Consider the following 26,763-nt stretch of genomic DNA (forward strand, 5'->3'; position numbering starts at 1 on the left):
ACTCCCCAAATCAGACCTGACAAAACAGGCCTGAAATTCAAACAAAAGGAGGACTTAAATAGTGGAAGAAAACACAACACTACAAACAGCCCCTGCTGTGGCACCAACAGCACACGATGATTTTGATTGGAGCATTGACAAACGCAATGTTGCCAGTTATGACACTGCCGAAAAAGAAAAATACGATGCAGTGTATGAAGGAACTTTCAAAACGATCACCGACGGTGAGATGATTGAAGGTACCGTGGTTGCGCTTACCAAAACTGATGTAGTTATCAACATTGGTTTCAAAAGCGACGGACTTGTTTCTCTCAATGAGTTCCGCGATTTGCCGAATCTGAAAACCGGCGAAAAAGTTGAGGTAATGGTGGTTGAAAAAGAAGACCGTGAAGGTCATCTTCACCTTAGCCGCAAACAGGCACGCATCACCCGCGCCTGGGAAAAAATTGTTGAAGTACACAAAACCGGCGATGTTGTTACCGGTCTCGTTACCAGCAAAACCAAAGGTGGTCTTATCGTTGACATTTATGGTATGGAAACCTTCCTTCCAGGTTCTCAGATCGATGTTAAACCTGTTACTGATTACGATCAGTTTGTGGGTAAAACAATGGAATTTAAAGTGGTTAAGATCAACGAAACCATTAAGAATGCTGTTGTATCTCACAAAGCGCTTATCGAAAGCGATATCGAAGCACAACGTGCCGAGATCATGGGTAAACTTGAGAAAGGCCAGGTACTCGAAGGAACCATCAAGAATATTACAGACTTCGGTGCATTCCTTGACCTGGGTGGCGTAGACGGTCTGCTGTATATCACTGATATCAGCTGGGGCCGTATCAACCATCCATCAGAAGTACTGAAAATGGATCAGAAACTGAATGTGGTTGTCCTTGATTTCGATGATGAAAAACGCCGCATCAGCCTTGGTCTGAAACAACTTACTCCTCATCCGTGGGATACTCTTCCAACATGGGTAGCCGAAGGTGCTTCAGTAAAAGGTAAAGTTGTAAACATTGAAGATTACGGTGCATTCCTGGAAATTCTGCCTGGTGTTGAAGGTCTGGTTCACGTCAGCGAAATTTCATGGGCGAATTCACCAATCAATGCAAAAGAATTCTTCAAACTCGGTGATGAGTATGAAGCGAAGATCGTTACACTGGATAAGGACAGTCGTAAGATGAGTTTGTCTATTAAACAACTCACTGTTGATCCATGGAGCGAAATCGAAACAAAATATCCCGTTGACAGCCGTCATAAAGGAACAGTGAAGAACATCACTCCTTACGGTGTATTTGTTGAACTTGAACCAGGCATCGGTGGCATGATCCACATCAGTGACCTGAGCTGGCTGAAACGCTTCAATCATCCTTCTGAATATACAAAAACAGGTTCACAGATCGATGTGGTTATCCTGAATATTGACAAAGAAAACAGGAAGCTGCAGCTTGGTCACAAGCAGCTGGAAGAAGATCCCTGGAATACATTACAGGATACTTTCGCAGTTGGAACCATTCATGAAGGAACTGTAACCCGCAAAGACGATAAAGGTGCTATCGTTCAACTGCCTTACGGACTGGAAGGATTCGCTCCTAACCGCCACCTGGCAAAAGAAGATGGTAAATCTATCGTTGCTGACGAAACAGCTCAGTTCATGGTGATTGAATTCGATCGCAATGAAAAACGTATCGTTCTTAGTCATGCAAGAATCTGGGAACAGTCAAAAGCAGAAGAGAAAGAAGCACAGAATAAGGAGAAGAAAGCAGAAGCTTTGAAAACGAAGAAAGCAGTAAAAGATGTTCAGGGTAAAGTTGAGAAGACAACTCTCGGCGACCTTGGCGTTCTTGCTGAATTGAAGAAGAAACTGGAAGGTGGAAGTGAAGAAGCTTCAGGCAATGAAGAGAAATAATCATTCCGAATGATCATAAAAATCCCGGCCGTCAAGCCGGGATTTTTCGTTCAACGTAAAACGTATAACGTTGGACGTTAACTGATCCGTTGGTGAAACTGTTCGTAATTGATAGTCATTGTGATTGTAAGGTTATTTGCACTTTCATAGGCTTACGTCTAACCTTATACGTTAAACGTTATACGTTAAGCCTCCTAAGTATTTCATCATCAAAATTTGTGAGACTGTCAAGAACGTAGTCTGCAGCAAGCCATCGCCACTCATGACGGCGGGCAGGATCTGGTACCACCACACATTTCAGTTTCGCTGCTTTTGCTGCAATCATTCCATTATATGAATCTTCAAAACAAAGAACAGAAGAATGATGACTGCCTAATGCTTCAACACAATTCAGGTATACCTGTGGGTGGGGCTTACCGTAAGGAAGGGCTTCTGCTGAACATATCGCCTGGAAATATTCTTTCAGTCCTGTACGTGCAAACATCGCATCAACAATGACAATAGGAGAGGAAGTTGCAAGTCCGATTTTGAAATCCTTGTCGCTGAAAAAAAGAATTTTATCGATTGCGCCAGGCATGAGTTTACCCTGGTTGCGTATATGGTCGACCACTAACCCAGTGATAGCCAGTTCAGCAGCAGGTAACTCATCATAAGAAATCGAATGCCGTGTAAACCAGAAGTCAAGAAACTCGCGGGTCCGTAAGCCGATTGTAGTTGCATATTCTTCTTCATTGAGCGCCACGCCATATCCTGCCATCACTTTAACCGCTGCTTCGAACCATAAAGGTTCCGAGTCGAGGAGCAACCCATCCATATCGAAAATAACCGTGTTCAGATACATTTTTCAAAGATAATGGACTGCTTATTAATCATTTGTTGTGAAATTGAAAGATAAAACCCGATTATGTAAAGCGTATAATTACCATCGCAAATGCAGCAGGGATAAGGGTTTCAGGTTCCTTATCAAAAATATTTCGGAAATAAAATAGGAAAAACTCCGTTCCATATATATTAACGCAGTCCGTACACTATCCAATAAGCAATAAATCCTTCGTGTCCATGAAGAACCTCCTAGCTCTGGTTATATTGACGTGCATGACATATACGGTAAGCATGGCACAGCCAGAGGTGTCCGGATCTTTTCATAACCTCAGTAAACCGCAGGGCGGCCCCGTTTCGAATGGTGATATCATCGAAATTCGGTCAGTTATTAGTGTACCTAAGAACGTTACCATTACCCGTTTACAATTTTCTGATATCATACCTGCAGGCACTACTTACGTGCCTAATTCAATGAAAGTGATGACGAATGAAGCTGTGTATGGAGCTCCAGTCACCAATACAGGGGTCTATACAGATCTTGCGGGGGATGATGCTGCAACTTTTATTTCCGGCAATACAATTCATATTAATCTGGGAGATGCTGCCGGAACGGGCACTGGTAATACCTCCGGCGGCAATGTTGTTGGAGGAGTAACTGTACCAAGATTCCAGGACCGGGCTACCATATTACAGGCCGCGTATCGGGTACAGGTAACTGCCGCTGCAAATCAGACGGTTCAGCTTGCGGGTTCTTTTTCATATCGTGATGCCGGATCAGTTGATCGTACACGTCCGGTACCAGCAAGGATCATTACCATTTTACCTGAATTGTATTGTTCGGGTGTTGGTTTCAGCAATTTTATCCTGGATGAAAACGGTGGGACATTCAGCAATGGTACAAACCACGACAGGGGTGCTTCTGTGAATACATTCGATTTCAGCTATACGCCGGTTCAGATGTATAATCCTGATGATGGCGAGTATTCAATTACAAAAAATTCCAGCCCGACGCAATTTACTGCTCTCAACCCGGTAGTGACTGATAAAGTGTTTGGTATCTGGGACATTATTGGCGACCATACCGGCACTTTCAGCGCCACAGGTAATCCTCCGGCAGCAAATGGTGCTGCGGGTGGCTATATGTTGCTTGTAAACGCTTCCTATGCACCCAGCGCCATCTTCTCGACTACGGTAAATAACCTTATACCCGGAATGATTTATACTTTGAGTTTCTGGGTGAGAAATATATGTCCGCTTTGCGGATACGATCCGGTAACCGGCAATCCTGTGTTTGCAGCTGGAGTAAAACCCAACCTGGCATTTTCAGTGAATGGTGAAGATCTGTATACCACAGGTGATATTGATTATACAGGAGCGTGGGTTCAGAAATCTTTTACTTTTAGTTTGGGATCTCTTACGAGTGCAAACATCACGATAAAAAATAACGCGCCAGGTGGCGGAGGAAACGACTGGACGCTGGATGATATCACCATCTCTTCCTGCATTGCACTTCTTCCTGTTTCAATTGAAAATTTTGAGGCACAACCGCAACAGAACCAGGTAGGACTGCGATGGACGGCAGTAAATGAACAACCAATTAATTCGTATGCAATTGAATTCAGTGAAGATGGAAGGGTATTTCAGCAAGCCGGTGAGGTGAAGGCCAGGGGAAACAAAGCGGAGTATTCGTTTGTTCATAACCGTAAGCCAACCGCCACGAATTTTTACCGGCTCAGGTACACAGATCTTAACGGTCGTATTTTATTCAGTAATATTCTTCGCGTCTATGGAGAATCAAAGGAGGAACAATCATTTACCCTGGTACAGGATCCAAACCAGCAGATGCCGAGGGTTGATGTCTACTCGCGGGCTGCAGATCAGCTGGAGATAAGGGTAGTTGATGTTTCGGGAAAATCAGTTGCCACCTCAAGAAAGACAGTATCATCTGGGTATTCCGTTCTACAACTGAATAATATCGGAAACTTCAGCAGTGGAATTTACTTTGTTCATATCAAAACAAGCCGGAAGAGTACAGTCCTTCGTTGCCTTATCCGTTAGCACATCTCAGCAAATTCGCCTGTTGTTTTTCGGGCAGGCAGAATGCCTTCCGTTAATCAATATTTCCTTAATTTGGTTGATTGGTATTGTTCAACCTGTTATTCATGGACTCTTTCTTTCAGCGGTTAAGGAATGTCAGCCTTTTCAGGAAAGCATTATATGCGGTCGTAGGAGTTTTTACCTATCCAGGAATTGCGCTGGTAAACAGTATCCGTATTTCCGGAACAGAACATTTGCGTAACCTGCCCAGCAACAACGTACTTTTCGTCAGCAATCACCAGACTTACTTCGCAGATGTAATCACTTTCCTTCATATTTTCTGTGCAGTAAAATGGCGAAAAGAGAACAGGTTGGGGATACCGTATTACCTGCTTAATCCATTCAGCAATGTATATTTTGTAGCTGCGGAGGAAACGATGAAAGACAACTGGCTCACAAAATTGTTTGCGATGGCCGGCGCACTAACGGTAAAGCGTACATGGCGGACAGAAGGTACGGAAGTGAGGCGCAATCTTAACCCGTCAGACACCAGAAAAATACAAAGGGCGCTGAGCAAAAGCTGGGTCATTACTTTTCCACAGGGAACAACAAAACCATTTGCGCCCGGAAGAAAAGGCACAGCATATATCATCAAGGAAAATAATCCAATTGTGATCCCTGTAGTGATCAACGGTTTCTGGCGAGCATTCAATAAAAAAGGATTGAAATTCAAGAAAAAGGGAAGTCTGCTGTCGGTGAATTTTAAAGCACCTATGCATTTTTCACCCGATGAATCTCTTGAAGGAATTCTCGATCGTGTAATGGATGCCATCGAGCAAAGCAGGAAATTTATGATGAAGGGACGTCATCACCTGATGACAAAACTTGACAAGTAAATCAGGCAACAGGCAAAAGGCAAGAGTAAGAAAGCCAAAGGAACAGCCGGCGGTTGCAAGAGCCACTTTCGTGCTTCTGTTTCTTGTTCCCTGGTTCTGTTTTCTATTGTGTTGTAAGTCGATGGCTCTGGTGGATGTTATAAATGTGCAGGCGCAAGTCAGACCGGGAAATGCCATCTAAAGAAAAAATGATGGCAACACCTGACAAATAAAAAATTGATCCGTACATGTGCAGCCGGTGTATTTTTTGTTTTATTCTGCTGATTTTTTTTCTGGATGGATTTTGCCAGGTTACCATCAGTGGTCGAATCCTGAATGACGAAACCGGTGAACCGGTGCCGAATGTTTCTGTGTATATCAATAACACAACCATTGGTGTTAATTCTGATGCAGAAGGCAATTACATTTTAAAATCGATCAGGCCGGGTATTTACGAGATCATTACATCGCATGTGGGTTTTGACATGCTTGTACATCGTGTGGAAGTTACCAATCAGCATCTTCGCGTAAGTTTCCGGCTAGTTCCGAAAATAAAACAGATGCGGAACATCGTGATCATGACCACCGATCTCAGAAAAAAATGGATTGGCATTTTCAAAGAATATTTTCTTGGTCAATCACTCGCCGCTTCAAAATCAAAAATTCTGAATGAAGATGAAATCCTTTTTGAGAAGGGAAATGAGCCGAAAGCGTTAAAAGCATTTACAGAAACGCCATTGATCATAGAAAACCGTGAATTAGGTTATCGTATCCATTTTGACCTTGTGGAATTTTATTATGACGAAGCATCCGGACGTACATATTTCTATGGATTCAGCAGGTATGAAGATTTAGAAGGTCGCGAATCTGCGAAAAACAAATGGGTTAAAAACCGCCAGCGTGCCTATTATGGCAGTACACAACATTTTTATCATTCATTGTTGAATAATGATCTCGAAAATCAACAATATGTAGTGTTTTTGAGAAAGCCACCCGATTCCACGCCGGTAGTAAAAACCAGCGGATCAAATGTGATCATCATCCCGGCGCCAAAAGCACCTGTGGCAGTTAATGTATCCGTGAACGATATTTTATCGAAAACAGATACCCTGGGAGGAAAGAATCAACTGAAATGGAAGGGGCGGCTGGTCGTTCGGTATAAGCTTAATCCTTATGGAAAAGATTTTCTTAGACGCAAAGGAATGTTGTCTGGCTTTTTACCGAAAGGTGTGCAGTCGGAGCTTGATATGATTGATGAATATGTTTTTGTAGATAGTAATGGATGTCTGGAGACGCCGCTTTCTGTTTCTTATTCAGGATACTGGGCTTATGAAAGAGTAGCTGATATGTTGCCGATTGATTATAGGCCGTGAGTAAGTTATCGGGCAGCAGTAGGGGGACAACTCACTAGCGCATCACCAATGCATCTTAAATAATAAAATAGATCTTCCTGATGATAGCCTCCGCCAGGAAGGAAATAGTTTAAGTTAAACTAAATGATATTTTAATCGCTGGTGGCAGCGATTTTTTGCCTCTTGCCTGTTGCTTCTCTTTAGATGTGAAACTTCAACGTTGCGCTTGTAACTCCCAATTATTTAATAAAGAGTGCTTTCAATTCCGCCGCGTCATCAGGTTTCATTTTACCGCCAAGGATGAGTCGCAATTGTCTTCTGCGAAGAGCCCCGTCAAAGAGCCGAATTTCTTCTTCTGTTTCGGCAATCAGTTCAGGAACGCGTCTTGGTTTGCGATTGGGATCCAGCGCCACAAAAGTGTAGTATGCCTCGTTGCTTTTGTATTTGTATTGTTGTGTCAGGTCTTCACCCCAGACCTTGAGGTGTACTTCCATGGAAGTAGTAAAAGCACGGGTAACCATTGCCGTTATATGAACAACATTGCCCAGTTTGATTGGAGATTCAAAAGAAATATTATCAACAGAAGCTGTTACTACGGGAAAATTACAATGCTTGCCCGCGGATAACGCTGCAGCAATGTCCATCCAGTACATCAGGCGACCACCCATCAGGTTACCAAACAGATTCGTATCATTGGGCAACACCAGCTCCGTCATATTGATCTCACTCTCCGGTACTTTTTTAGGTTTCAATTTTTTGATGATTTTGTTTTCAGATAAAAGTTGAACATTATTTAAATCACAACACGCTCACAGTTTTTGAGAAATGCGGGATCGATATCCGCACCTATTCCTGGTTCCTCGGGTATTTCCAGGAAATAATTCCTGTATTCGGCACCTCCAATCACCGGGTCGATCAACTGCCCCAGGAGACAGGTGTCGAGATCGTAGAAAATAATATTGTTGTGGGACATGGCCAGGTGCACTTTTGCCGTCAGCGCCAGCCGGCTTTCCAGCATACCGCCCAGCATACAGGGAACACCGTATGACGCTGCGATGTCAGCAATACGAATGGCTTCCATTATTCCTCCGGACTTCGCCAGCTTGATATTGATATAATCACATGCGTCCGCTTCAATCAGCCTGATTGCGTCGTGATGATTGAAAACACTTTCATCAGCCATTATCGGGATTGCAGTTTCCTTTCTTAACAACGGCAATAGATAATCATAATGATGATGAATAGGCTGTTCACAGAATTCAATCTCATACTGTTCGATTGCATTCAGTGTTTGTAACGCGGTATCATAATCCCAACCCTGGTTGGCATCTATCCTTAACTTTATATTTGGCCCGACTGCTTCGCGGATGAGCTTTATCCTTTCTACATCTTCCGGTCCTTTCTTTCCCAGTTTTACTTTAATAATTGTCACCCCGTTGTTGATGTAACTGATTGCAGTCTGCGCCATTGCTACAGGCTCACCGATTCCGATGGTGAGGTCAGTTTTGATTGTTTTTTTTGTGCCGCCCAATAGTTGATATAAGGGTATTCCCTGGGCCTTTGCTGATATGTCCAGCAAAGCAATATCAAAAGCACTCTTGATAGTGGTATTAAAGGCAATATAAGTATCAAGTTCGTGAAGCCTTTCCTGGATTTTCAAAGGATCTTTTCCTGTGATGATTTTTGCAAAGTCTTTTGCCACTTCAAAACATGTCGACTGTGTCTCGCCCACTAACATTGGGAAGGCTGAGCATTCGCCCATGCCGACAATACCATCATCGGTATGTATTCTTATGAAAATGTTTTTCGCTTCGGTAGAAACTTCTGTTGCGATCACAAAAGGTTCCATCGGTAAACTGAGTCTGAAAATTTCGGTCCTGGTTATTTTGGCCATATGCGTGGCCGAAGGTAAGAAATCTCCACTTTCCCCACTTGTCCGGTGATTTGTATCAAGTATTTGAAGAAAACTGCTCCGGCAAAAAACAATGCCCGGCAATGCGCGGAGAATAGTACACGAATTCCACAAATCCATTTTTGTTCAGTGAATCCTGTTGAACTACTCATAAAAAACAAAACAGGTGTTAAAGATTTACTAAGCAGGCCTTCAATTGGATTTTTGGTCTGATAATGGATTTGCAAACCGAAACTATAAAAGCATACAATATGAAAAAACTACTTTCCGTATTTATAATGGCTGTTGGGTCATTCGCAGCTGTTAGTAACGCAGACGCACAAACGAAAGATGTTCTTGATGTGGCTGCTGCTTCTCCTGCACATAGTACATTGGTATCTGCAGTAAAAGCTGCTGACCTTGCGTCGACATTGAAAGGTGCAGGTCCTTATACTGTATTTGCTCCGACAAATGATGCATTTGCAAAATTGGGTAACACGGTACAAGACCTGATGAAACCCGAGAACAAAGAACAGCTCGCCTCAGTTCTGTCGAACCATGTTGTAACTGGTGCATACACAACAGCCGATGTTCAGGCTGCCATCCAGAAAGGAAATGGTAAAGCGGAATTGCCCACAGTAAGTGGCGGAAAATTAACCGCAACACTTGATGGTGATAAAGTAAAACTGACAGATGAGAACGGGAACAGTTCGATTCTTTCCGGTCCTGATATGAAAGGATCCAACGGGATCGTTCATTCCATCGATGCGGTAGTATTGCCGAAAGCGAAATAGTCTTAATGTATAATTACCGGATTATTTATTTTATGCGTTTATTTTTAGTTGGCATGACCAATAAAAATTGTTGAATCATGCATTGTGAGTAAAAAAAGAGTTGGCTTTACGCCGGCTCTTTTTTTTATAGGTACCGGCCATTTTCTGCTCCTTCAGTTCTTCACTATATTTGCCCGCAATAATCTTTTATGGGCCAGGAACGGGGATCAATTTCATTTGACAATACAAAAAATGCATTCGCATATAAATCCGATAAGGAATTAAAGAAAGCGCATTTTCTTTTTTCTTCGATGGGGTATCAGTTCCTGGTTTCTGTCGGCATCAGGCTCACGAAGTGGGCCATAAAGATGCGGCTGCCCGTGAACGGGATAATTAAGAATACCATTTTCCAGCAGTTCGTGGGAGGAGAAACGCTCGCACAAACTGCTCCGGTGGCCAGAAAGCTGGGTGAATTCAATGTACAGGTGATCCTGGATTATGGTGTTGAGGGTGGAGAGAGCAGCGAGTCAGCATTTGACCATGCATGTGAGGAATTCATAAGGGTGATAAGGTATGCCGCAACTCAGCCAAATATTCCTTTCATGAGTATTAAGGTGACGGGAATTGCCAGATTTTCGCTTCTTGAGAAGCTGGATAAATCAGCCGAGGAGCAAAGCGGTAGTCTGATGAAGAGATTTGCAGCAGCTTACGATTCTTTGACGAAGGAGGAAAAAGGAGAATGGGACCGGGTAAAGGAAAGGATACATAAGATCTGTACTGCCGCTGGTAGTCTTAAAATTGGTGTTTTGGTTGATGCGGAAGAAACCTGGATACAGGATCCCGTGGATGTACTCACTATGCAAATGATGGACGAATTCAATAAACAAAAAGCGATTGTTTATAATACCATTCAGCTCTACCGCCATGATCGTTTTTCATTTCTGAAAGATTCGATAACAGCAGCAGAACAGAGATCATTTGTTCTCGGTGTGAAACTCGTTCGTGGTGCTTATATGGAAAAAGAACGTGCGAGGGCGGAGGCTAACGGTTATCCATCACCGATTCAACCGGATAAGGGTACAACCGATAAGGATTACAATGCAGCGTTACGTCTTTGCGTCGATCATATAGACAATGTATCTTTCATCGTTGCGTCGCACAATGAATACAGTAATCTTCTCGCTACAGAATTACTTGATGAGAAAGGTTATTCGCATCGCCATCCTCATGTTCATTTTTCTCAATTGTATGGCATGAGCGATAATATAACATTCAACCTTGCAGGAGCAGGATGCAGTGTAAGTAAATATCTTCCTTTTGGCCCTATCCGGGATGTAGTTCCCTACCTGATGCGCAGAGCACAGGAAAACAGTTCAGTCGCAGGACAAACAGGTCGCGAGCTCGGGTTAATAAAGAAAGAAATTGCCAGAAGAAAAAAAGAAAGATGAGGTGGTTTTCAGTTGTCGGTTGTCAGTTGTTGGTTGTCAGCCTGCATGCCGGCAGGCAGGTTGTCAGAACTCACGTAAATGATCCGACGAATGGCCGGCGTCTTGCCTTCCCGGTTTTCTGTTTTCCCAGTTTTCAGTTTTCTGTTTCTGTTTTTTATCGCTGTATGTTGTTCCTGTATTCTGTACCCTACTTATACGGGTTTATTGTTTTAATCGTTCCATCCGGATTGTATTCGAGTTCAGTAACTTTTATATTGCGCAGATGTGTTTTGCCGGATAACTGTACATCGTGATAAAAAAGATACCATTTGCCATCCTTTTCAACAATTGAATGGTGGTTTGTCCAGCCCTTCACAGGTTTTAGTAGAATTCCTTTGTACGTGAACGGACCGTTCGGACTTTCTCCAATCGCGTAACAGATATTATGTGTATCTCCGGTGGAATAGGAAAAATAATATTTGCCATTGAATTTATGTACGAAAGGTCCTTCGAAAAACCTCTTGTCATTGTCTTTTTCTTTAAACAGATTTCCCTGTTCATCAACCAATTTGATTTCTTTGACAGGTTCCGCTAAACTTTTCATGTCAGGTTTAAGTTTCGCCATACGTGGAAGTATAGCTGTTTCTTCTGCCTGTTTCAATTTACCTGAGGAGTCATACTTGTTATTGTTCCAGCGTTGCAGCTGACCGCCCCAGATGCCGCCAAAATACAAATAAAAGGAGCCATCATCATCTTTAAAAACACAGGGGTCGATGCTGTAAGTTCCGTCGATCGGTTTTGCTTCTGCTTTAAAAGGTCCCTGCGGTGAGCGCGAAGTAGCTACGCCGATTTTGAATATTCCTTTTTTGTCTTTTGCAGGAAAATAAAAATAATAGGTATTGTTGGCAAATGCTGCATCCGGCGCCCAGAGCTGTTTCCCGGCCCACGGGATATCGCTCAGTTTTAACGCAACGCCATGATCGGTAACTGCACCATCAATTGAATCCATAGAAAGAATGCGATAGTCATTCATGTCAAAATGATCTCCGTTGTCATTTTCAGGCGCGCCGGTTACCGTATCATGTGAAGGATAAATGTAAATGCGACCGTTGAAAATATGTGCCGAAGGATCTGCAGTGTATATATGGGAAACCACCGGCTGTGAAACCGGTGTTTCAGCCACCGTGGCAGCAGGGGCTACTGCAGCTGTCGAATCCTTGCTTTCTTTGTCGGCCGGAGCGTTGCAGGAGTTCAGGACTAAAATTGCTAACGCAAACGAATAGTTGAACTTTGAAGAGGATCTGATTTTCATATGAACAATTTAGTTGGTTTAGGCCATTTATGCAGGTTTAAGGTGCATAAGGGAACTTCAGGCTTTTATAATATTCAAGTGTTTTATCGGGCTTTTCATAGCCGGCGGGAATCGGCATTTTTGAAAAAGTCTGAAAATATAAAACACACGAATTCCTCCACCATATCGCTTCATCATATTGAATCTGCAGAAGCATTTTCACCTCTTCAAATCGTTCTTTATCGACGAAAGGTTTTAGTAAATTCCATTTTTCCTGCAAAGATTTCACACGATTCGCTCCTGTGTAATAATCATAGCACAATTCATCCCACAGTGTTCGACCGCTTTTCAATTTGAAGGTCCAGGGTACATGATGAAACCAGAGCAGGTATTTCTCATCACAGGTATTCGGATCTCCCCATTGTTGCTGTACCTCCGTAGCGTATTGACCTAGAGCATTGCTGCCGGTAGATGTGCGGTTAAATCCAAGTCCGATGCTGTCCGCTTTGTGATAATATACATTTGTCCAATCTGGTCGCTGACCTTTATCTACCCAGGGCGCAGGACCGTAATGACTGCCATAGGTGATCAGGTGATGAAGACCCATCGGCATGGTGTATTGCGTATACATTTCCCTGCTTTCCAGCATGATTTTTTTGACCGGTTCAAGAAATTTCGGTTCTTCCGAAAAAGTCATCCTGATCCATTCATCGGCAATTTGTTCCGAAGAAATGGAAGCATCCCAGCTCAATCTTCCGAGCGCATACCAGTTGGCCTGCGCGAAAGGGTGTCCGCACCAGTTGAAATCATTCCCGATATTGGCCACCCCTGCCATACCTGTGAGTTGCTGTTGTTGTGATGCGCCATTGATAATTTTACCCACTGTACTTCCTTTGCCGTTACGCCACGTATCTGAATCAAGAACTTCTTTGAATAAAGGTGCAAGAAATACTAACGTGGTGGCCTGACCGAGATATTCCTGCGTAACCTGGAATTCCATCATGGTCTGTGTCTGCGGCATAGCGCCAAACAGCGGATGAAAAGGTTCACGTGGCATAAAATCGATTGCTCCGTTTTTTACCTGTACCAAAACATTTTTTCTGAATTTTCCATCGAGGGGTACAAATTCATTATAAGCCTGCTTATGCCGGTCTTCAGGCACTTCATCACTGTATACAAATGCGCGCCACATGACAATTCCGCCATGCGGTGCTACAGCATCGGCAAGCATATTCGCTCCATCGGCATGTGTGCGTTTATAATTCTGCGGACCAGGCTGCCCCTCTGAATTAGCTTTCACCAGGAACCCGCCAAAATCGGGAACGTGCTTATAAATTTCATCGACCTTCTCCTTCCACCAGCGTTGTACCTCAGGATCAAGAGGATCAGCAGTTTTTAAACCACCCAGTTCTACAGGTGCACTGAACCTTGCCGTCAGATAAACTTTTATTCCGTAAGTGCGGAAAAGGTTTGCAAGTGCAGCAACTTTTTCGAGATAGGGGTTTGTCAGTACAGTTGCATTGGCATTTACATTCGTTAGCACCGTTCCATTGATGCCGATTGATGCAGTTGCACGCGCATAATCAACATATCGTTTGTCCATATATGTTGGAAGCTTATGCCAGTTCCAGATCGAGAAACCTGCATAGCCACGTTCTACCGTGCGGTTGAGATTATCCCAGTGATTGAGGAGGCGAAGTTTCAGTTTGGGTGCAGAAACTATGTTCAGGTTATTTATCGGCTGTCCGGTCTGTATCAATCTCAGTAAATGAAAACTGCCATAAAGAACACCCGCATCTTCATTTGCTGTTATTACGATACAGTTTTTACCGCTGCGAACGATTGTCTTTATCAGAAATCCCTCGCTTCCAAGTTGCGCCAGGTCAGCTTTTAGCAGAGATTTTATTTCCGGTTGAATTCCATTGGTTCCAATGATCAGGTCTCCCACTGTTGTGTTTGATCCTGATATTGTAATTTTTTTTCCCAGCAGCCCAGACAGGCCGTTTAATAGTTCTGCTTGGGCTGCAACTATTGTTGATGAGCTTCCATTTACAATGATTGAAGAAAGAACCTTACGATATTCTTCCAGTTTCCGCTTGTTCGGGACCAGGTTATACCTCAACCAGAGATCGTAACCTGTTTCGGCGGAAACGGAAACGGAAATCAGAAGGGTGAGGATAAAAAACAACTTTGCTTTTTTCATAAATCGTTGAGCGTTCAAATGGTCCTGCTGACAAACAATTTCAAGGTCAAAAAATCTACACCCTGGCAAAAACTTTTCATTCAAGAGGTTAAATTTCCCACTGTAAACCAGGGTGAATCCGCTTTTCAGCTATTATTATTGCAATCGGTTGCATCTATATTCAGTAAAAAACTCATTTCCCCTCCTTATTTTTTAATGAAGAATCCCGGACAATGATATCAGATCGTAACATGATCAGGTTTGTCGTCTGGCTGCTATGAATTCCCCTGATGTTGTTCAGCAGACTCATCACTGCAGCTTCACCCATGATATATCCGGGATAATTCACTGTTGTAAGATTCGGTTCTATCACTTTACTTATGGGATCGTTATTGAATCCCGCGAATGCAATGTCTTCGGGGATCTTTACTCCTGCTGCTTTTAATCTTATCATACAATGTACGGCTGCAGTATCATTTGCAGAGAAAACAGCATCAGGTCTTTGGGAAGGGGCCATATTCAAAATATACTCGGCTGCTTCCACGCCAGCCTGTTCACTAAGACTGCTTATGTAAAGATATTTATCGTCGTGCGGGATCTTATAATCTTTTAAAGCCTGTTTAAATCCCCTGTAACGATCAGCATAAACATTCCGGAGCATACTTGCACTGAGGTGCATGACCCGCCTGCAACCCTGATCCAGCAAATGTTTGGTGATTTCGTACGCCGCTTTAAAATTGTCAATAACAATACTGGTACTGTCCGGATGATTATGAATGCGGTCGAAAAAAACCACCGGTATTTTCTTCTTGAAAAATGGTTGAAGATGGTTGATGTCCTCCGTATCATAAGCAAGGGATACCAGCAAACCATCCACTCTTTTATTGAACATGGTATGTGTATTGGCAATCTCCTTCACTGAACTTTCGAGTGACTGGCTGATAATAAGATTATAATTTTCGCGACTCGCGGTGTCCTCCATTCCTGCAAGTACACTGGCCAGGAAGTAGCTGTTTAATCGAGGTGCAATAACACCAATCGTGTTTGTTTTTCTGCTGCGCAAACTGCTGGCGAAAGTGTTTGACCGGTATCCCAGCTCCTTAGCCGCTTCGGCAATTTTCTTTCTTGTATTCTTATTGATGGCAGGATGATTCTTCAACCCTCTGCTTACAGTAGTTGCAGAAATGTTCAGTCTTTTAGCAATGTCGTAGATCGTAATTTCTTTTCCTTCTGTCATGGCAGCAATTGTTTACAAATAACGGGAGCAAAAATCGAAAAAAAAATTGCAATCGGTTGCAATTTTTAAAAAATGCCTTACATTAGTGACTGTCAGGTCCCCAAAGAGCTGATTTCACAAGGCTTTTCCCAGCCAAACGAGTTGTTGTATGAAACAAAAGCTTCCATATGCATATGTCGGCTTTACGGCTGTGCATGTCCGCTTTTCGCGGTTTTCTCCCCCGAATTCAGCCAGGGTTGATTCCCTTCATTATCATCCGGCACTGTTCCAGCCGGTTCCGGTTCACTACGCATTTAATAACCAGACAAACCTCAACTATCAACGCCAAAACAAGCATTATGAAAAAAAATGAATCTCCATCTAAACCTTTGAGCACCCTTTCTGCCATGCGAAAGTTGCTGCTTTTTACTTTGTTCCTTGCAGCAATAGCAATAACGCATGCGCAGAATTTGACCATAACAGGTCGTGTCATCCGTGAAAACGGTCAACCGGTTCAAGGGGGATCCGTACTGGTTAAAGGCTCTACTCATGGGACGACAACAGATGACAATGGAAATTTCCGGATCACCGCGGCAAATGATGCGACCCTGGTATTTTCCGGAGTAGGATTTGAGTCACGGGAAGTTCCCGTAAATGGAAGATCTGTAGTTAACACCACTCTTGCATCTGCTGCTGGCAGCCTCGGAGAAGTTGTGGTAGTTGGATACGGAACACAAAGAAAACGCGATGTGACTGGTGCGGTTGTGCGTGTTGGAGGTGAAAGCCTGAGAGAAATGGCATCGCCGAATTTCGCAGATCAGCTGAAAGGTCGCACTGCCGGAGTAAACATCATCAGCAATGGCGCTACTCCAGGTGCCAGCAACCAGATCAGGATTCGCGGAAATCGTTCACTGGCAAAAACATCCAGCGAAGCTGATGGATTGGATAATCCGCTGATTGTACTTGATGGTATCCCTTATGGTGGAAGTTTAAATGATATTAACCCGGAAGATATTTCCAATCTTGAAATTCTTAAAGATGCATCGGCAACGGCGATATATGGTTCCCGCGGTTCCGGTGGTGTAATTCTTATCACCACTAAAAGAGGACGAACAGGAAAAGCAAGTCTTAGTTATGACGGTTATATCGGATTTTCAGAAATTATGGGGAAGCTGGATGTTTTCAACGGAGAAGAATACGCGCAGTTTAAAAAAGATGCGGCAACGTATAACCGAACCGGCTGGCCCACAAGTGCTGGTACAACTTCTTACCCACTTACAGCAGCTGAGCAGGACGCATTATCAAAAGGAATTTCAACTGATTGGCAGGACCTGATCTACCAAAGAGGATTAATAACAAATCATCAGTTGAGCCTGAGCGGCGGCAATGACGATACTCAATTTGGTCTGGGCGCCGGATACTTTAACGAGGAAGGTATTATCCCTAATCAGAATTTCCAACGCTTTTCGCTGAGAGCAACGATCGATCACCGCATTGGCCGCCGGATCAGGATTGGATTGAATACGCTGAATACATTATCATACACAAATACACCTGGCGGCGCTGGTGTTCCGGGTGGTTTAGTGAGAACAACTCCCCTTGCTGCACCGTACAATGAAGATGGTTCCGTGAACCTTCAGCCACAGGTGGGATCTATTGATGCTGCTGCTATCAGTCCGTTAACACTGATTACCAGGGAAGATGCCATCCTTGCCCGCAACAGGAGACTGAGAACTTTCAACAGTCTTTATGGTGAGCTGATGATTGTTGATGGATTAAAATACAGGTTGAATGTTGGGTTGGATTTCAGGCAGGATAATGGATCTGGATATAACGGTCCGGGAACCTACACCAATAATAATTTATCGCAGGCAGCGTCCAATGCATCTATCAGCAATGCAGAAGCATGGACATATACAATCGAAAATCTGCTGATGTATGACAAAACGTTCAAACAAAAGCATCGCGTTGGCGCAACTGCCTTGTTCAGTGTACAAAAGGATCATTTTCAGAACAGCGGTTTTAATGCGGTAGGAATTCCGGCAGATTATATTCTCAATTCCAATTTTGCTCTTGCAAATGCAGTAACGGCTAATACAACGGCTGGTACCAATTCATTTTTTGAAAGAGGATTGGTATCGTATATGGGTCGCGTGAATTATGCATATGATGATCGCTACCTGTTCACCGCAACCGTGCGCACGGATGGTTCATCAGCATTATCCCCCGGCCACCAGTATTTCACCTATCCTGCTTTTTCAGTCGGATGGAATATGTCAAACGAAACTTTTATGCGTAATGTAGAATTCGTCAGTAATCTTAAATTCCGCGGAGGCTGGGGGAAAACATCTAACCAGGGTGTTCCACCTTATGCAACCCTGGGTTTGCTGACAGCAAGTACGTATAATTTTGGACAGGGATCATCTGGCCAGCAACCTGCATATGTTGTAACAACGCTTGCCAACAGCAGTCTCAAATGGCAATCAACTGATCAATGGAATATCGGTATTGATTTTGGATTGTTTAACAGCAGGATCATGGGTAGTGTAGATATCTATGAGCAGAAAACAAAAGACATCCTCCTTGATTTTAATCTTCCGCAAAGTAACGGGGCCGCAACAACGAGAAGGAATCTCGGAAGAACAAGCGGACATGGTCTTGAAATAAATCTGACCACAGTTAACATTCGTTCTGCCGGCGGATTTACCTGGAGTACTGACCTGAATTTCTTTTTCAACAGGGAGAAAGTTGAACAGTTGCAGAATGAAAATATCAAACAGGATATATCCAATGGATGGTTTGTTGGCGAGCCACTGACTGTTATTTACGATCTTAAAAAAATTGGCATCTGGCAACTGGATGATTCTTCAAAAGGAACTCTTGCGCAGCAGCTGTCACCAGTGCAATATCCGGGTCAGATAAGGATTGAAGATTTGAACGGTGATAATAAAATTGATGCAGCCGATCGCCAGATCCTTGGCAATTTTCAACCAAGATGGGAAGCTGGTATGACCAATCGCTTTTCCTACAAGAACTTTGATCTCTCATTTTTGATTTTCGCGAGAATGGGAATGCAGGTATTGGTGCCTTATGTCACGGCGGATGGTGGTGGCAACGGATTCCCATTTTTTATGCAGGGACGCAACAACCAGGTGAAAGTAAATTACTGGACGAGAACGAATCCTACCAATGGATTCCCTGCTCCTGATGCAGGTACTGATCGTATGATCTATTCTTCAACGCTCGGATATCATGATGGTTCCTTTATTAAAATGAGATACATCAACTTCGGTTATACGTTTCCGTCAAAAACGGTCGGCAAGGCAGTCCGATCACTGCGTTTGTATGTTAACATTACCAATCCTTTTGTTTTGTATTCCCCGTTTGTGCGTGACGGTCTTGGTCCTGATCCCGAGGGAAATGGATATGGAGGTGCCGTTGGTACACCTGCTATTTCAGGAAGTGTGCCGCAGCAGGGAAGACAGATCAGCGTAAACGCCAATAACCCGGCTGTGAAGCAATTTATTTTCGGAGTCAATGTACAATTCTAACCTGATAATTTTTACATAATGAAACGAGTTAATCATATAAACAGATTTCTGCTGATATTTTTCATGGTAATCGGAACAGCCGGATGTAGTAAAATTCTCCAGGAGAAACCGCAATCAGGTATCGTTCCTTCATTTTTCAACAGTCCTGCCGGAGTTCTTGGCGGTATTGCCGGAGTGTACAATGATTTGCGCAGCGTGTGGGGTACAGAAGGTTTTAGTCTGCAATCAGTGGGAGGAACGGATGAAACATTAATGGGGGCGAGCAACAGTACTGCGCCATTTTATACTTATAACAATCTCACTACGGGTGCAATGAATAATGGCTGGTGGAATATCGCTTACCAGGATATCAATACGCTTAATGGTGTGCTTGAGTATGGACAGACAGTTGAGTTGCCTGAAGCCACACGACTTTCTTATCTCGCTCAGGCAAAATTTCTTCGTGCTTTCTGGTACTATCACCTCGTAATCACATTTGGAGATGTTCCGTTACACACAACATTTATAACTGTACCGTCATCGGCCGACTCACGTGCGCCCATAGGCGAAGTCTATGCGCAAATAATAAAAGATCTTACTGAGGCTGCCGCAGATCTTCCAAATACACCAACCGCACCGTTTCTGGGAAAGGCAGCTACAAAACCCACTGCGCTTTATCTACTTGGGAAAACCTATCTCACACGTGGATGGTCTTCTGCGGGACAGGCTGGCGATTTCACACAGGCTTATACCGTGCTGAATGATCTTATCAACAACAGGGCGCAATATAACCTTGATCTATGGCCGGACTATGCTGACGTGTTTAAACCTGGCCCTTTCAGTGTCAATACCAATGATTACGGAAGAGAAACTTTGTTTGTAAGTGACCACAGTAGTGATCAAAGATATGGCCAGTATACTTTGGGAGGTGGTGCTTCAGGAGGCAATGCGCAGAATCTCACACCCTGGTTTAATCGCTGGAATTATCCATCCAACAGCGGCATCAATTCCTATAAAGATGCGAATACCGGGGCACTCGTAAATTCCGGTGCCACGAGTATGACCCGTGATGTTGCGAATGGCCGCCCATATATCAGGATAAGACCCAACAGTACCAATCTCACAACAGGACCCAATACCGGCAAAAACTATTTTTATAGCCAGGCATTTTCTGAAAGAGTTTATGATTCGCGTTACGACAAAACTTTTCAGACCGTATGGATTGTAAACACTGCCAATATCAGCAACACGGCCGGAGCTGCAAACAACAGTCGCGGAATCGGTTATTCGATGACGGTAGGTTCAGATACAGCCATCTGGATGCCTGATCATGAAATTACCGGTGCACCGCAATTTGATGGTTCAAGAGCTTTTAAAGGCATCATTATTCCACCCAGTCTTCACTCTAACTCTTATTTTCCTGTGTTGAAAAAATTTGATGATCCGTTCAGGGCTGCTTCTAATTTTAATGATCCTTCAACAAGGCCTGTGGTTATCTGGCGGTTTTCTGATGTATATCTCCTTGCCGCGGAAGCTGCATTTAAAGCAGGTGACAATGTAAATGCGGCAGCAATGATAAACGTAGTTAGAAAACGTGCAGCATTCAGAACGAGTTACCCGGCTGGTATAACACAGGCAATCGCGGAAGCTGCTATGGTGATCAGTCCCGGCGACGTGACGCTGGATTTTATTCTTGATGAGCGTACACGTGAATTTTATGGCGAATGGCTTCGTTGGTGGGATCTTGTAAGAACCAATTCACTCTTGACCCGGGTTGCTGCCTGGAACCCTGTGGAAGCGGGCACCAATATCAAACCATTTCATGTGTTAAGACCAATACCCCAGGATCAGATCGATCGTGTAACAGAAGGACCGGTATTTCCCCAGAATCCTGGCTATTGAGGAATCATTAAAATAATAACCAGGCCTGCAGGTTCTGTTTCGTTTGTTTAATAGTTGGATTAAGAAAGGGGGCTGCCCCGGGAGGATTAACCCATTGGTTTTTCCTCCTTTTTCATTTCAATTAGGATAGCAGATATATAAACGCATTTCTCATTTCATTACCATTGGCTTATTGGTATCATCAATAAATGATATATCGCCTTCATTGATTGATTCTCTTTGAATACTCCCTGTTCATTTCCTATATTTGAGGTTTCGTCAGGACTGCTAGCTCAGCTGGTTCAGAGCATTACTTTGACAGAGTAGGGGTCACTGGTTCGAATCCAGTGCAGTCCACTTTTTTTCGGCTTCTTCATTTCGTCGTTCAACCTTCCGGATCGTTTTCGGAACTTCACAAATACTACCGCTTCGCGTTTGATTCAATAGGCTATCCTCTTACAGCTCTACCTTTAAATATACTATTCTGCAGTACTGGTCGGCCGGTACTTCGGCAAGTCTCAGATTCATGATCTGTTTTAAAACCCATTTTAATTCATTATCAATCTAATCATTGAGAAAAGTCAACTTTTTAAGCACTTAGGTCGACCTCTGATCGAAAAGCCAAATCAGCAATCAATATTTTTTAAAAATTGGGGTTTAAAAGTTGTTGTCATTCAGGAAGTCAGCCTGTAACATTGAGATAATCCAGGTAAAGGTTATCCGGTATCCTTTAAAAAACTCAAAACCCGATCTATGGGAAATACAGTGCGTCGCATAATGGCGGCGATACTGGTTGTTTCCGTTCCGGTGCTATTGTATGGACAACCGGCAAACGATTTGCGTGTTAACACAAGCGTATTAACACCGGGAATAACCTATACACGCCTGACAGGGCAAACGTTGTTAGCGGCTACCTCCACCGCAGGGCTTCCCGGGAATTGTGGGAATGCATGGTTTGTGGTGACCGCAGCATAGCCCACCGTTGCCGTTGCCAACATGGGAACTGGAACTCCCGGTATCACGATGCAGGTATCCGCATTCAGCTTTTTTCAGGAAGCTGCTGATCAATGGCGAGCATCGCCTGCATTAGTGCATACTCGCTGGTTACTCCTTCCGCTTCTCCTTTGATCATTGCCAATACTTAATGTGTAAGGATTATACAAATGCTGAAACGGCTCCATCCGGAGCGAATTTCGGATTCAGCATTGCGTAACAAATCCGCCTTTAACCGATCTCTGCGCAATTGCAACTGTACTAACGTAGTCGGCTACCTGCGGTGGACTCGCCAATGAAACCTTGTTTATGCAAGCGGCATCACCAACAGCAGTTTCGTGCAATTGAGGTAATACATCAACTGCTGATGTGTGGTACCGGTTTGGATCAAATACTGCTTTGACAGTTATCGGATATGTGTATATCGCGTAATGGTTGCAACAGATGTTCTCATTCCTGGCAATTCTTATTGCAGGGTGAATAAAGGGGATTTGCTAACGGGGAAAATACTTAAAGACAGTCGGTGGAGGCATGCGGCAGACTGTAGGAGAAATACAGTTGATAGTAAATAGTGCTTCAGGTTCGAGTCATTTGACGAGGGCCTGAAGCTTGTTATTGTGAGATTGAATAACCAATACACGATATCCTGTTTGCCAGATGATCAATTTTTCGAAAATTTCATCAGCAGTAAAATCAAGTTTTCCATCCTGATCGCTGATTGCTTCCGATGGCGCAGTTCCATCAGCATAACGAATCATAACTTTTACATTGGCGAGGCCACTATCCGATTTGGAATCGAATATTCTACCAGTATATCTATTGCCCGAATTTTCCAGTTCCAATGAAATTTCTTTTAATATCTCGCATCCATCACGTTTACCTGTACCATACACGGGAATCCTGTTGACGATCCATTCATTCTTCGTTTTTCCGTTGTATGAAAACTCCGATAACGGGATCCCGTTGTGTGATTCTGAACAGGATGCAAAAAACAGCAGCAATAGTATTCCCGTAAGGCGATGCGTCATTACACAAATATAGATTTTCAAAACTTTTAATCCCCGCCTAATCTCTTCCGGCTATATCAGATTTCAACTATTGTTAATCTTTACCAACAGAAGCACCGCAGTGATATTTTAAGTAAATTCAAGGATTAAATTGAAGATTATGCCTTTGTACACATTAAACATCAATGGGGAAAAAATGCAGGCTGATGTGGCGGAAGATACGCCGCTGCTGTGGGTTTTGCGTGATCATTTCCGGTTAACGGGTACGAAGTACGGTTGTGGAATTGGTCAGTGTGGCGCCTGTACCGTACACCTGAATGGTAATGCTGTCCGTTCCTGCCTGATGCCGGTTTCATCAGTACAAACCGGCGCTATTACTACCATCGAAGGATTGTCAGAAAATGGCGATCATCCGGTACAGCAGGCCTGGGAAGAGGTAGATGTACCGCAGTGTGGTTACTGCCAGGCAGGTCAGATCATGACGGCGGCCGCACTTCTGAAAAGAAATGCCAAACCCTCAGTAAATGAAGTGGTGAATACCATGAATGCAAATATCTGCAGGTGCGGTGCCTATCATCGTATACGCGAAGCCGTTATTGTTGCAAGTAAAAAAATCTGAAAAAAATGTCAACAGGATATAAAGCATCGAGGAGAAATTTTCTGAAAATTTCCTCCCTTACCGGTGGTGGATTGATTCTTGGTTTCAGTTGGCTGGAATCAGAAGCGGAAGTCACCGCCATTATCAACACATCCAATTTTGCGGGCAATCTTCAGTTCAATAACTATTTGTCCATAGGAACTGATGGTATAGTAACAATCATGTCGCCGAATCCGGAACTGGGTCAGAATATCATGACGTCATTTCCGATGATCGTCGCGGAAGAGCTGGATGCGGACTGGACGAAAGTCAAAGCTGTTCAGGCGCCGTTGGATACAAAGGCATTCGATCGTCAATTAACCGGTGGTAGCGGAGCCGTGCCTCATTCATGGAAAAGACTTCGCCAGGCAGGAGCAGCAGCAAGGCAAATGCTGATTGATGCTGCCGCTAAAAAGATGAATGTGATGAATAACGAATTCACCACAGAAAATGGATTTGTGATTCATAAAAGCGGAACCAGGTTCAGCTACGGGGAACTTGCTGAAGAAGCATCTAAGTTGCCGGTGCCGACCGATGTGAAACTGAAAGAAGTAAAAGATTTTAAACTGATAGGTACCAGGGTTAAAAATGTTGAGAACAGAAAGATTGTTACCGGAAAAGCTGGGTTCGGACTTGATTTTTATCGTGACGGAATGGTGTTCGCAACGATCCAGCGCCCGCCTGCATTCGGAAGTAAAATAAAATCGGTTGATGATACGGCTGCGAAAGCCATGCCGGGAGTAACCGAAGTCGTGAGGTTTGGAAATAATGTTGCTGTGGTAGGAAAATCAACATGGGAAATTTTCAAAGCCAAAAAAGTTTTGAAAATTGAATATGAGCATGATAGTAAACTGGAAAGTACCGCTGATCACCAGGCAATATTTACTGAAATGATGAGCAGCGACAAGCCTCAGGTAAAGCGTAAAGATGGCAATGTGGATGCGGCATTTGCATCTGCAGCGAAGGTAATCCGCAATGAATATCAATGTCCCTTCATTGCGCACAGTCCGATGGAGCCAATGAATTTCTTTGCGCACGTCCGCGAAGATGGAATCGAACTTGTTGGTCCGCTTCAGTTACCTGCTTCTTCAAGGGCCGCTGTTTCCAAACTGCTGAATGTTCCGGAGGAGAAAATCACTGTTGATATTACCAGGCTTGGTGGTGGTTTCGGCAGGAGGCTCAAATCTGATTATGTTCTTGAAGCGGCAGAATTATCATCCATCATAAAAAAACCGGTAAAGCTGATTTGGAGCAGAGAAGATGATATGATGGGGGGAAGTTACAGGCCAGCTGTTCGCTATCGTTTTGAAGCGGCACTTGATGCTTCGGGTAACCTTATCGGTTATAAGCTTCGCGGAGTGGGTATCAATGTTGGAAACGCTGTACGTGAAGATAATTTTCCTAGTGGTGCAGTTGAAAATCTGCTGATTGAGTCAGTGGATTATCAATCACCGATCACTACAGGTGCATGGCGCGCGCCGATCACCAATTTCCTTGCTTTTGCGGAACAGAGTTTTATTGATGAAGTAGCAAAGGCAGCTGGAAAAGATCCATTTACGTTCAGAAATGAATTGCTTGAAAAAGCAAAAACTTCTCCCGTCGGTGCTGTCAAATACAATCCCAACCGTTTCCAGGCTGTGATGAATGAAGTGAAAAAGAGATCCCAATGGGGTGAGAAGAAAGGCGTACACCAGGGTTTCAGTGTTTATTTCTCCCATGCATCCTATGTTGCGCAGGTGGCTGAAGTGGCCATGGAAGCGGGAAAACCTGTTGTTAAAAAAGTAATTGCTGCCTGCGACTGCGGAGTAGTGATCAATAAATCGGGCGCTGAACAACAGGTGAAAGGTGGCATCGTTGACGGATACGGTCACGCGATGTTCGGTAAACTGAGTTTTAAAGATGGAGTACCACAGGAAAGTAATTTCAATAATTACCGGCTCGTGCGTATGAAGGAAATACCGGAAGTGGAAACCTGGTTTGTAGAAAATGAAATTGATCCAACGGGTCTTGGCGAACCTGCACTACCGCCCACTGGAGGTGCTGTAGCTAATGCTATTTTCAAGGCAACAGGTACAAGGATGAAGAATCAACCTTTCATCGAAGAACCATTGTTTAATAAACCGCCAGTGAAGAGTTCGGTGAAACCCTCAGGGAAGCCGGCGTAAACGTGAAACGTAAAACCTAGGATCAGGTAGAATAGATGATCAATCAATACAGCGTTAAATTGCAGCTGAATGATGATCGTGATTTCCATGTGAGTGAATTTTATTTCCCGCTTCTTACCGCAATTTCCGGCTTCCCGTCTATCTCTGATGAATATCATTGTTACTCGTTTAAAATGAAGTAGACGGTAAGCCGGGAAGTTCGGGAATGAAGAAACGGGAAAAATACAGTATAATTATTATTCAAATCCAGACCTGAACGGGTTTGTCAGTATAACTACCTAATCCTACGGAGAATGTTTAACGAACAACGAACAACGATGAACGAACAACGATGATCTCTCCACATGAAAATAAGATTACCCGAAATTGAATCCGGTGTTATGGACCCTGCCAGAAGCAGGGTCTTTTACAATGAGGTATTGGGTCCGGAGATCGTACATCAGCATGATCACCTTGCAGTGTTCAACAGTGGAGTAGGAGGAGTTGATGTAAATATTGCAGCTCATCTTGCAGCAAAACAAATTGTCACCAGTTACATAACTGACGATCTCGGTGCAATGATTGACATTCTGAATGCTAAATCAATTCCCTTTCGCGGACCCGAGCCTTCGCATCTCGGAATGCGCATGATCGAATTCCGTGATCCCGATGGATTTCTGATTAAGGTTAACGAGGCAACCGATGAATCACCGGAATGGTTGAGATAATACGGAAATGAATTATTCCGAAATCAGGTTATAAGTAGCATCCCGAATCCGCATTATAAAAATTTAGTATT

General features: G+C 43.6%; 19 protein-coding genes and 1 tRNA gene. 13 read left to right on the top strand and 7 right to left on the bottom strand.

The genetic code is table 11. The features are described from left to right. The first annotated feature begins 61 nt into the window (after nucleotides 1-61). The gene (gene rpsA / locus P2W82_RS19680) at nucleotides 62-1,906 is read left to right on the top strand and encodes a 30S ribosomal protein S1 (protein WP_336517645.1); all 1,845 of its coding nucleotides are present in this window, start codon (nucleotides 62-64) and stop codon (nucleotides 1,904-1,906) included. Between the two features lie 178 nt (nucleotides 1,907-2,084). Here rpsA and hxpB read toward each other — a convergent pair whose 3' ends face one another. Continuing rightward, nucleotides 2,085-2,747 carry a hexitol phosphatase HxpB gene (gene hxpB / locus P2W82_RS19685; RefSeq protein ID WP_336517646.1) on the bottom strand — a complete coding sequence of 221 codons (663 nt, stop codon included), beginning with the start codon at nucleotides 2,745-2,747 and terminating at the stop codon, nucleotides 2,085-2,087. 254 nt (nucleotides 2,748-3,001) lie between these two features. On the opposite strand from hxpB, the gene P2W82_RS19690 reads away from it, so the two are divergent. The 3 genes from P2W82_RS19690 (at nucleotide 3,002) to P2W82_RS19700 (ending at nucleotide 7,013) form a co-directional block, all read left to right on the top strand. Beyond that, on the top strand, nucleotides 3,002-4,786 hold the full coding sequence (locus tag P2W82_RS19690) for a T9SS type A sorting domain-containing protein (protein WP_336517647.1): 1,785 nt from the start codon (nucleotides 3,002-3,004) through the stop codon (nucleotides 4,784-4,786). Between the two features lie 104 nt (nucleotides 4,787-4,890). After that, a complete protein-coding gene (locus tag P2W82_RS19695; RefSeq protein ID WP_336517648.1) occupies nucleotides 4,891-5,661 on the top strand; it encodes a lysophospholipid acyltransferase family protein in 771 nt (256 codons plus the stop codon). A gap of 227 nt (nucleotides 5,662-5,888) precedes the next feature. Further along, nucleotides 5,889-7,013 (top strand): carboxypeptidase-like regulatory domain-containing protein, encoded by a 1,125-nt coding sequence (locus P2W82_RS19700; RefSeq protein ID WP_336517649.1) that lies wholly within the window; start codon nucleotides 5,889-5,891, stop codon nucleotides 7,011-7,013. A 218-nt stretch (nucleotides 7,014-7,231) separates the two neighbouring features. Here P2W82_RS19700 and P2W82_RS19705 read toward each other — a convergent pair whose 3' ends face one another. Together P2W82_RS19705 and P2W82_RS19710 are read right to left on the bottom strand one after the other, a co-directional pair. Further along, nucleotides 7,232-7,744, bottom strand: coding sequence for an acyl-CoA thioesterase (locus P2W82_RS19705; RefSeq protein ID WP_336517650.1), 513 nt, complete (start codon nucleotides 7,742-7,744; stop codon nucleotides 7,232-7,234). Nucleotides 7,745-7,785: 41 nt separating this feature from the next. Beyond that, entirely contained in the window at nucleotides 7,786-8,886 is a 1,101-nt protein-coding gene (locus P2W82_RS19710; protein WP_336517651.1) for a mandelate racemase/muconate lactonizing enzyme family protein, read from the bottom strand. 269 nt (nucleotides 8,887-9,155) lie between these two features. On the opposite strand from P2W82_RS19710, the gene P2W82_RS19715 reads away from it, so the two are divergent. After that, complete coding sequence (locus P2W82_RS19715) at nucleotides 9,156-9,677, top strand: fasciclin domain-containing protein (protein ID WP_336517652.1); 522 nt, start codon at nucleotides 9,156-9,158, stop codon at nucleotides 9,675-9,677. 188 nt (nucleotides 9,678-9,865) lie between these two features. Further along, a complete protein-coding gene (locus P2W82_RS19720) occupies nucleotides 9,866-11,104 on the top strand; it encodes a proline dehydrogenase family protein (RefSeq protein ID WP_336517653.1) in 1,239 nt (412 codons plus the stop codon). Nucleotides 11,105-11,291: 187 nt separating this feature from the next. Here the strand turns inward: P2W82_RS19720 and P2W82_RS19725 are convergent, their stop codons facing one another. The 3 genes from P2W82_RS19725 to P2W82_RS19735 form a co-directional block, all read right to left on the bottom strand. Further along, nucleotides 11,292-12,395: a glycoside hydrolase family 43 protein gene (locus P2W82_RS19725; protein ID WP_336517654.1), complete on the bottom strand. Its 1,104-nt coding sequence runs from the start codon at nucleotides 12,393-12,395 to the stop codon at nucleotides 11,292-11,294. 37 nt (nucleotides 12,396-12,432) lie between these two features. Further along, a complete protein-coding gene (locus tag P2W82_RS19730) occupies nucleotides 12,433-14,577 on the bottom strand; it encodes an alpha-glucuronidase family glycosyl hydrolase (protein WP_336517655.1) in 2,145 nt (714 codons plus the stop codon). 172 nt (nucleotides 14,578-14,749) lie between these two features. Then, a complete protein-coding gene (locus P2W82_RS19735) occupies nucleotides 14,750-15,793 on the bottom strand; it encodes a LacI family DNA-binding transcriptional regulator (RefSeq protein WP_336517656.1) in 1,044 nt (347 codons plus the stop codon). A 338-nt stretch (nucleotides 15,794-16,131) separates the two neighbouring features. Between P2W82_RS19735 and P2W82_RS19740 the strand changes: the two genes are divergently transcribed. The 4 genes from P2W82_RS19740 (at nucleotide 16,132) to P2W82_RS19755 (ending at nucleotide 22,158) form a co-directional block, all read left to right on the top strand. Next, the gene (locus P2W82_RS19740; RefSeq protein WP_336517657.1) at nucleotides 16,132-19,323 is read left to right on the top strand and encodes a SusC/RagA family TonB-linked outer membrane protein; all 3,192 of its coding nucleotides are present in this window, start codon (nucleotides 16,132-16,134) and stop codon (nucleotides 19,321-19,323) included. Between the two features lie 18 nt (nucleotides 19,324-19,341). Continuing rightward, nucleotides 19,342-21,204, top strand: a complete 1,863-nt coding sequence (locus P2W82_RS19745; protein ID WP_336517658.1) for a RagB/SusD family nutrient uptake outer membrane protein — start codon at nucleotides 19,342-19,344, stop codon at nucleotides 21,202-21,204. Between the two features lie 261 nt (nucleotides 21,205-21,465). Beyond that, a tRNA-Val gene (locus tag P2W82_RS19750) sits at nucleotides 21,466-21,540 on the top strand. 396 nt (nucleotides 21,541-21,936) lie between these two features. Beyond that, nucleotides 21,937-22,158 (top strand): hypothetical protein, encoded by a 222-nt coding sequence (locus P2W82_RS19755; protein ID WP_336517659.1) that lies wholly within the window; start codon nucleotides 21,937-21,939, stop codon nucleotides 22,156-22,158. A gap of 605 nt (nucleotides 22,159-22,763) precedes the next feature. Here P2W82_RS19755 and P2W82_RS19760 read toward each other — a convergent pair. Then, a complete protein-coding gene (locus P2W82_RS19760; protein WP_336517660.1) occupies nucleotides 22,764-23,204 on the bottom strand; it encodes a hypothetical protein in 441 nt (146 codons plus the stop codon). Nucleotides 23,205-23,343: 139 nt separating this feature from the next. Here P2W82_RS19760 and P2W82_RS19765 point away from each other — a divergent pair, with 139 nt between their 5' ends. From P2W82_RS19765 to P2W82_RS19775, 3 genes are all read left to right on the top strand, one after another. After that, nucleotides 23,344-23,802, top strand: a complete 459-nt coding sequence (locus tag P2W82_RS19765; RefSeq protein WP_336517661.1) for a (2Fe-2S)-binding protein — start codon at nucleotides 23,344-23,346, stop codon at nucleotides 23,800-23,802. Between the two features lie 5 nt (nucleotides 23,803-23,807). After that, nucleotides 23,808-25,985: a xanthine dehydrogenase family protein molybdopterin-binding subunit gene (locus tag P2W82_RS19770; RefSeq protein ID WP_336517662.1), complete on the top strand. Its 2,178-nt coding sequence runs from the start codon at nucleotides 23,808-23,810 to the stop codon at nucleotides 25,983-25,985. A gap of 344 nt (nucleotides 25,986-26,329) precedes the next feature. Next, nucleotides 26,330-26,692, top strand: a complete 363-nt coding sequence (locus P2W82_RS19775; RefSeq protein WP_336517663.1) for a VOC family protein — start codon at nucleotides 26,330-26,332, stop codon at nucleotides 26,690-26,692. The last annotated feature ends 71 nt before the right edge of the window (nucleotides 26,693-26,763 follow it).

Origin of the sequence: Pollutibacter soli (assembly GCA_029269725.1) — a bacterium.
GTDB classification, from domain to species: Bacteria; Bacteroidota; Bacteroidia; order Chitinophagales; family Chitinophagaceae; genus Pollutibacter; species Pollutibacter soli.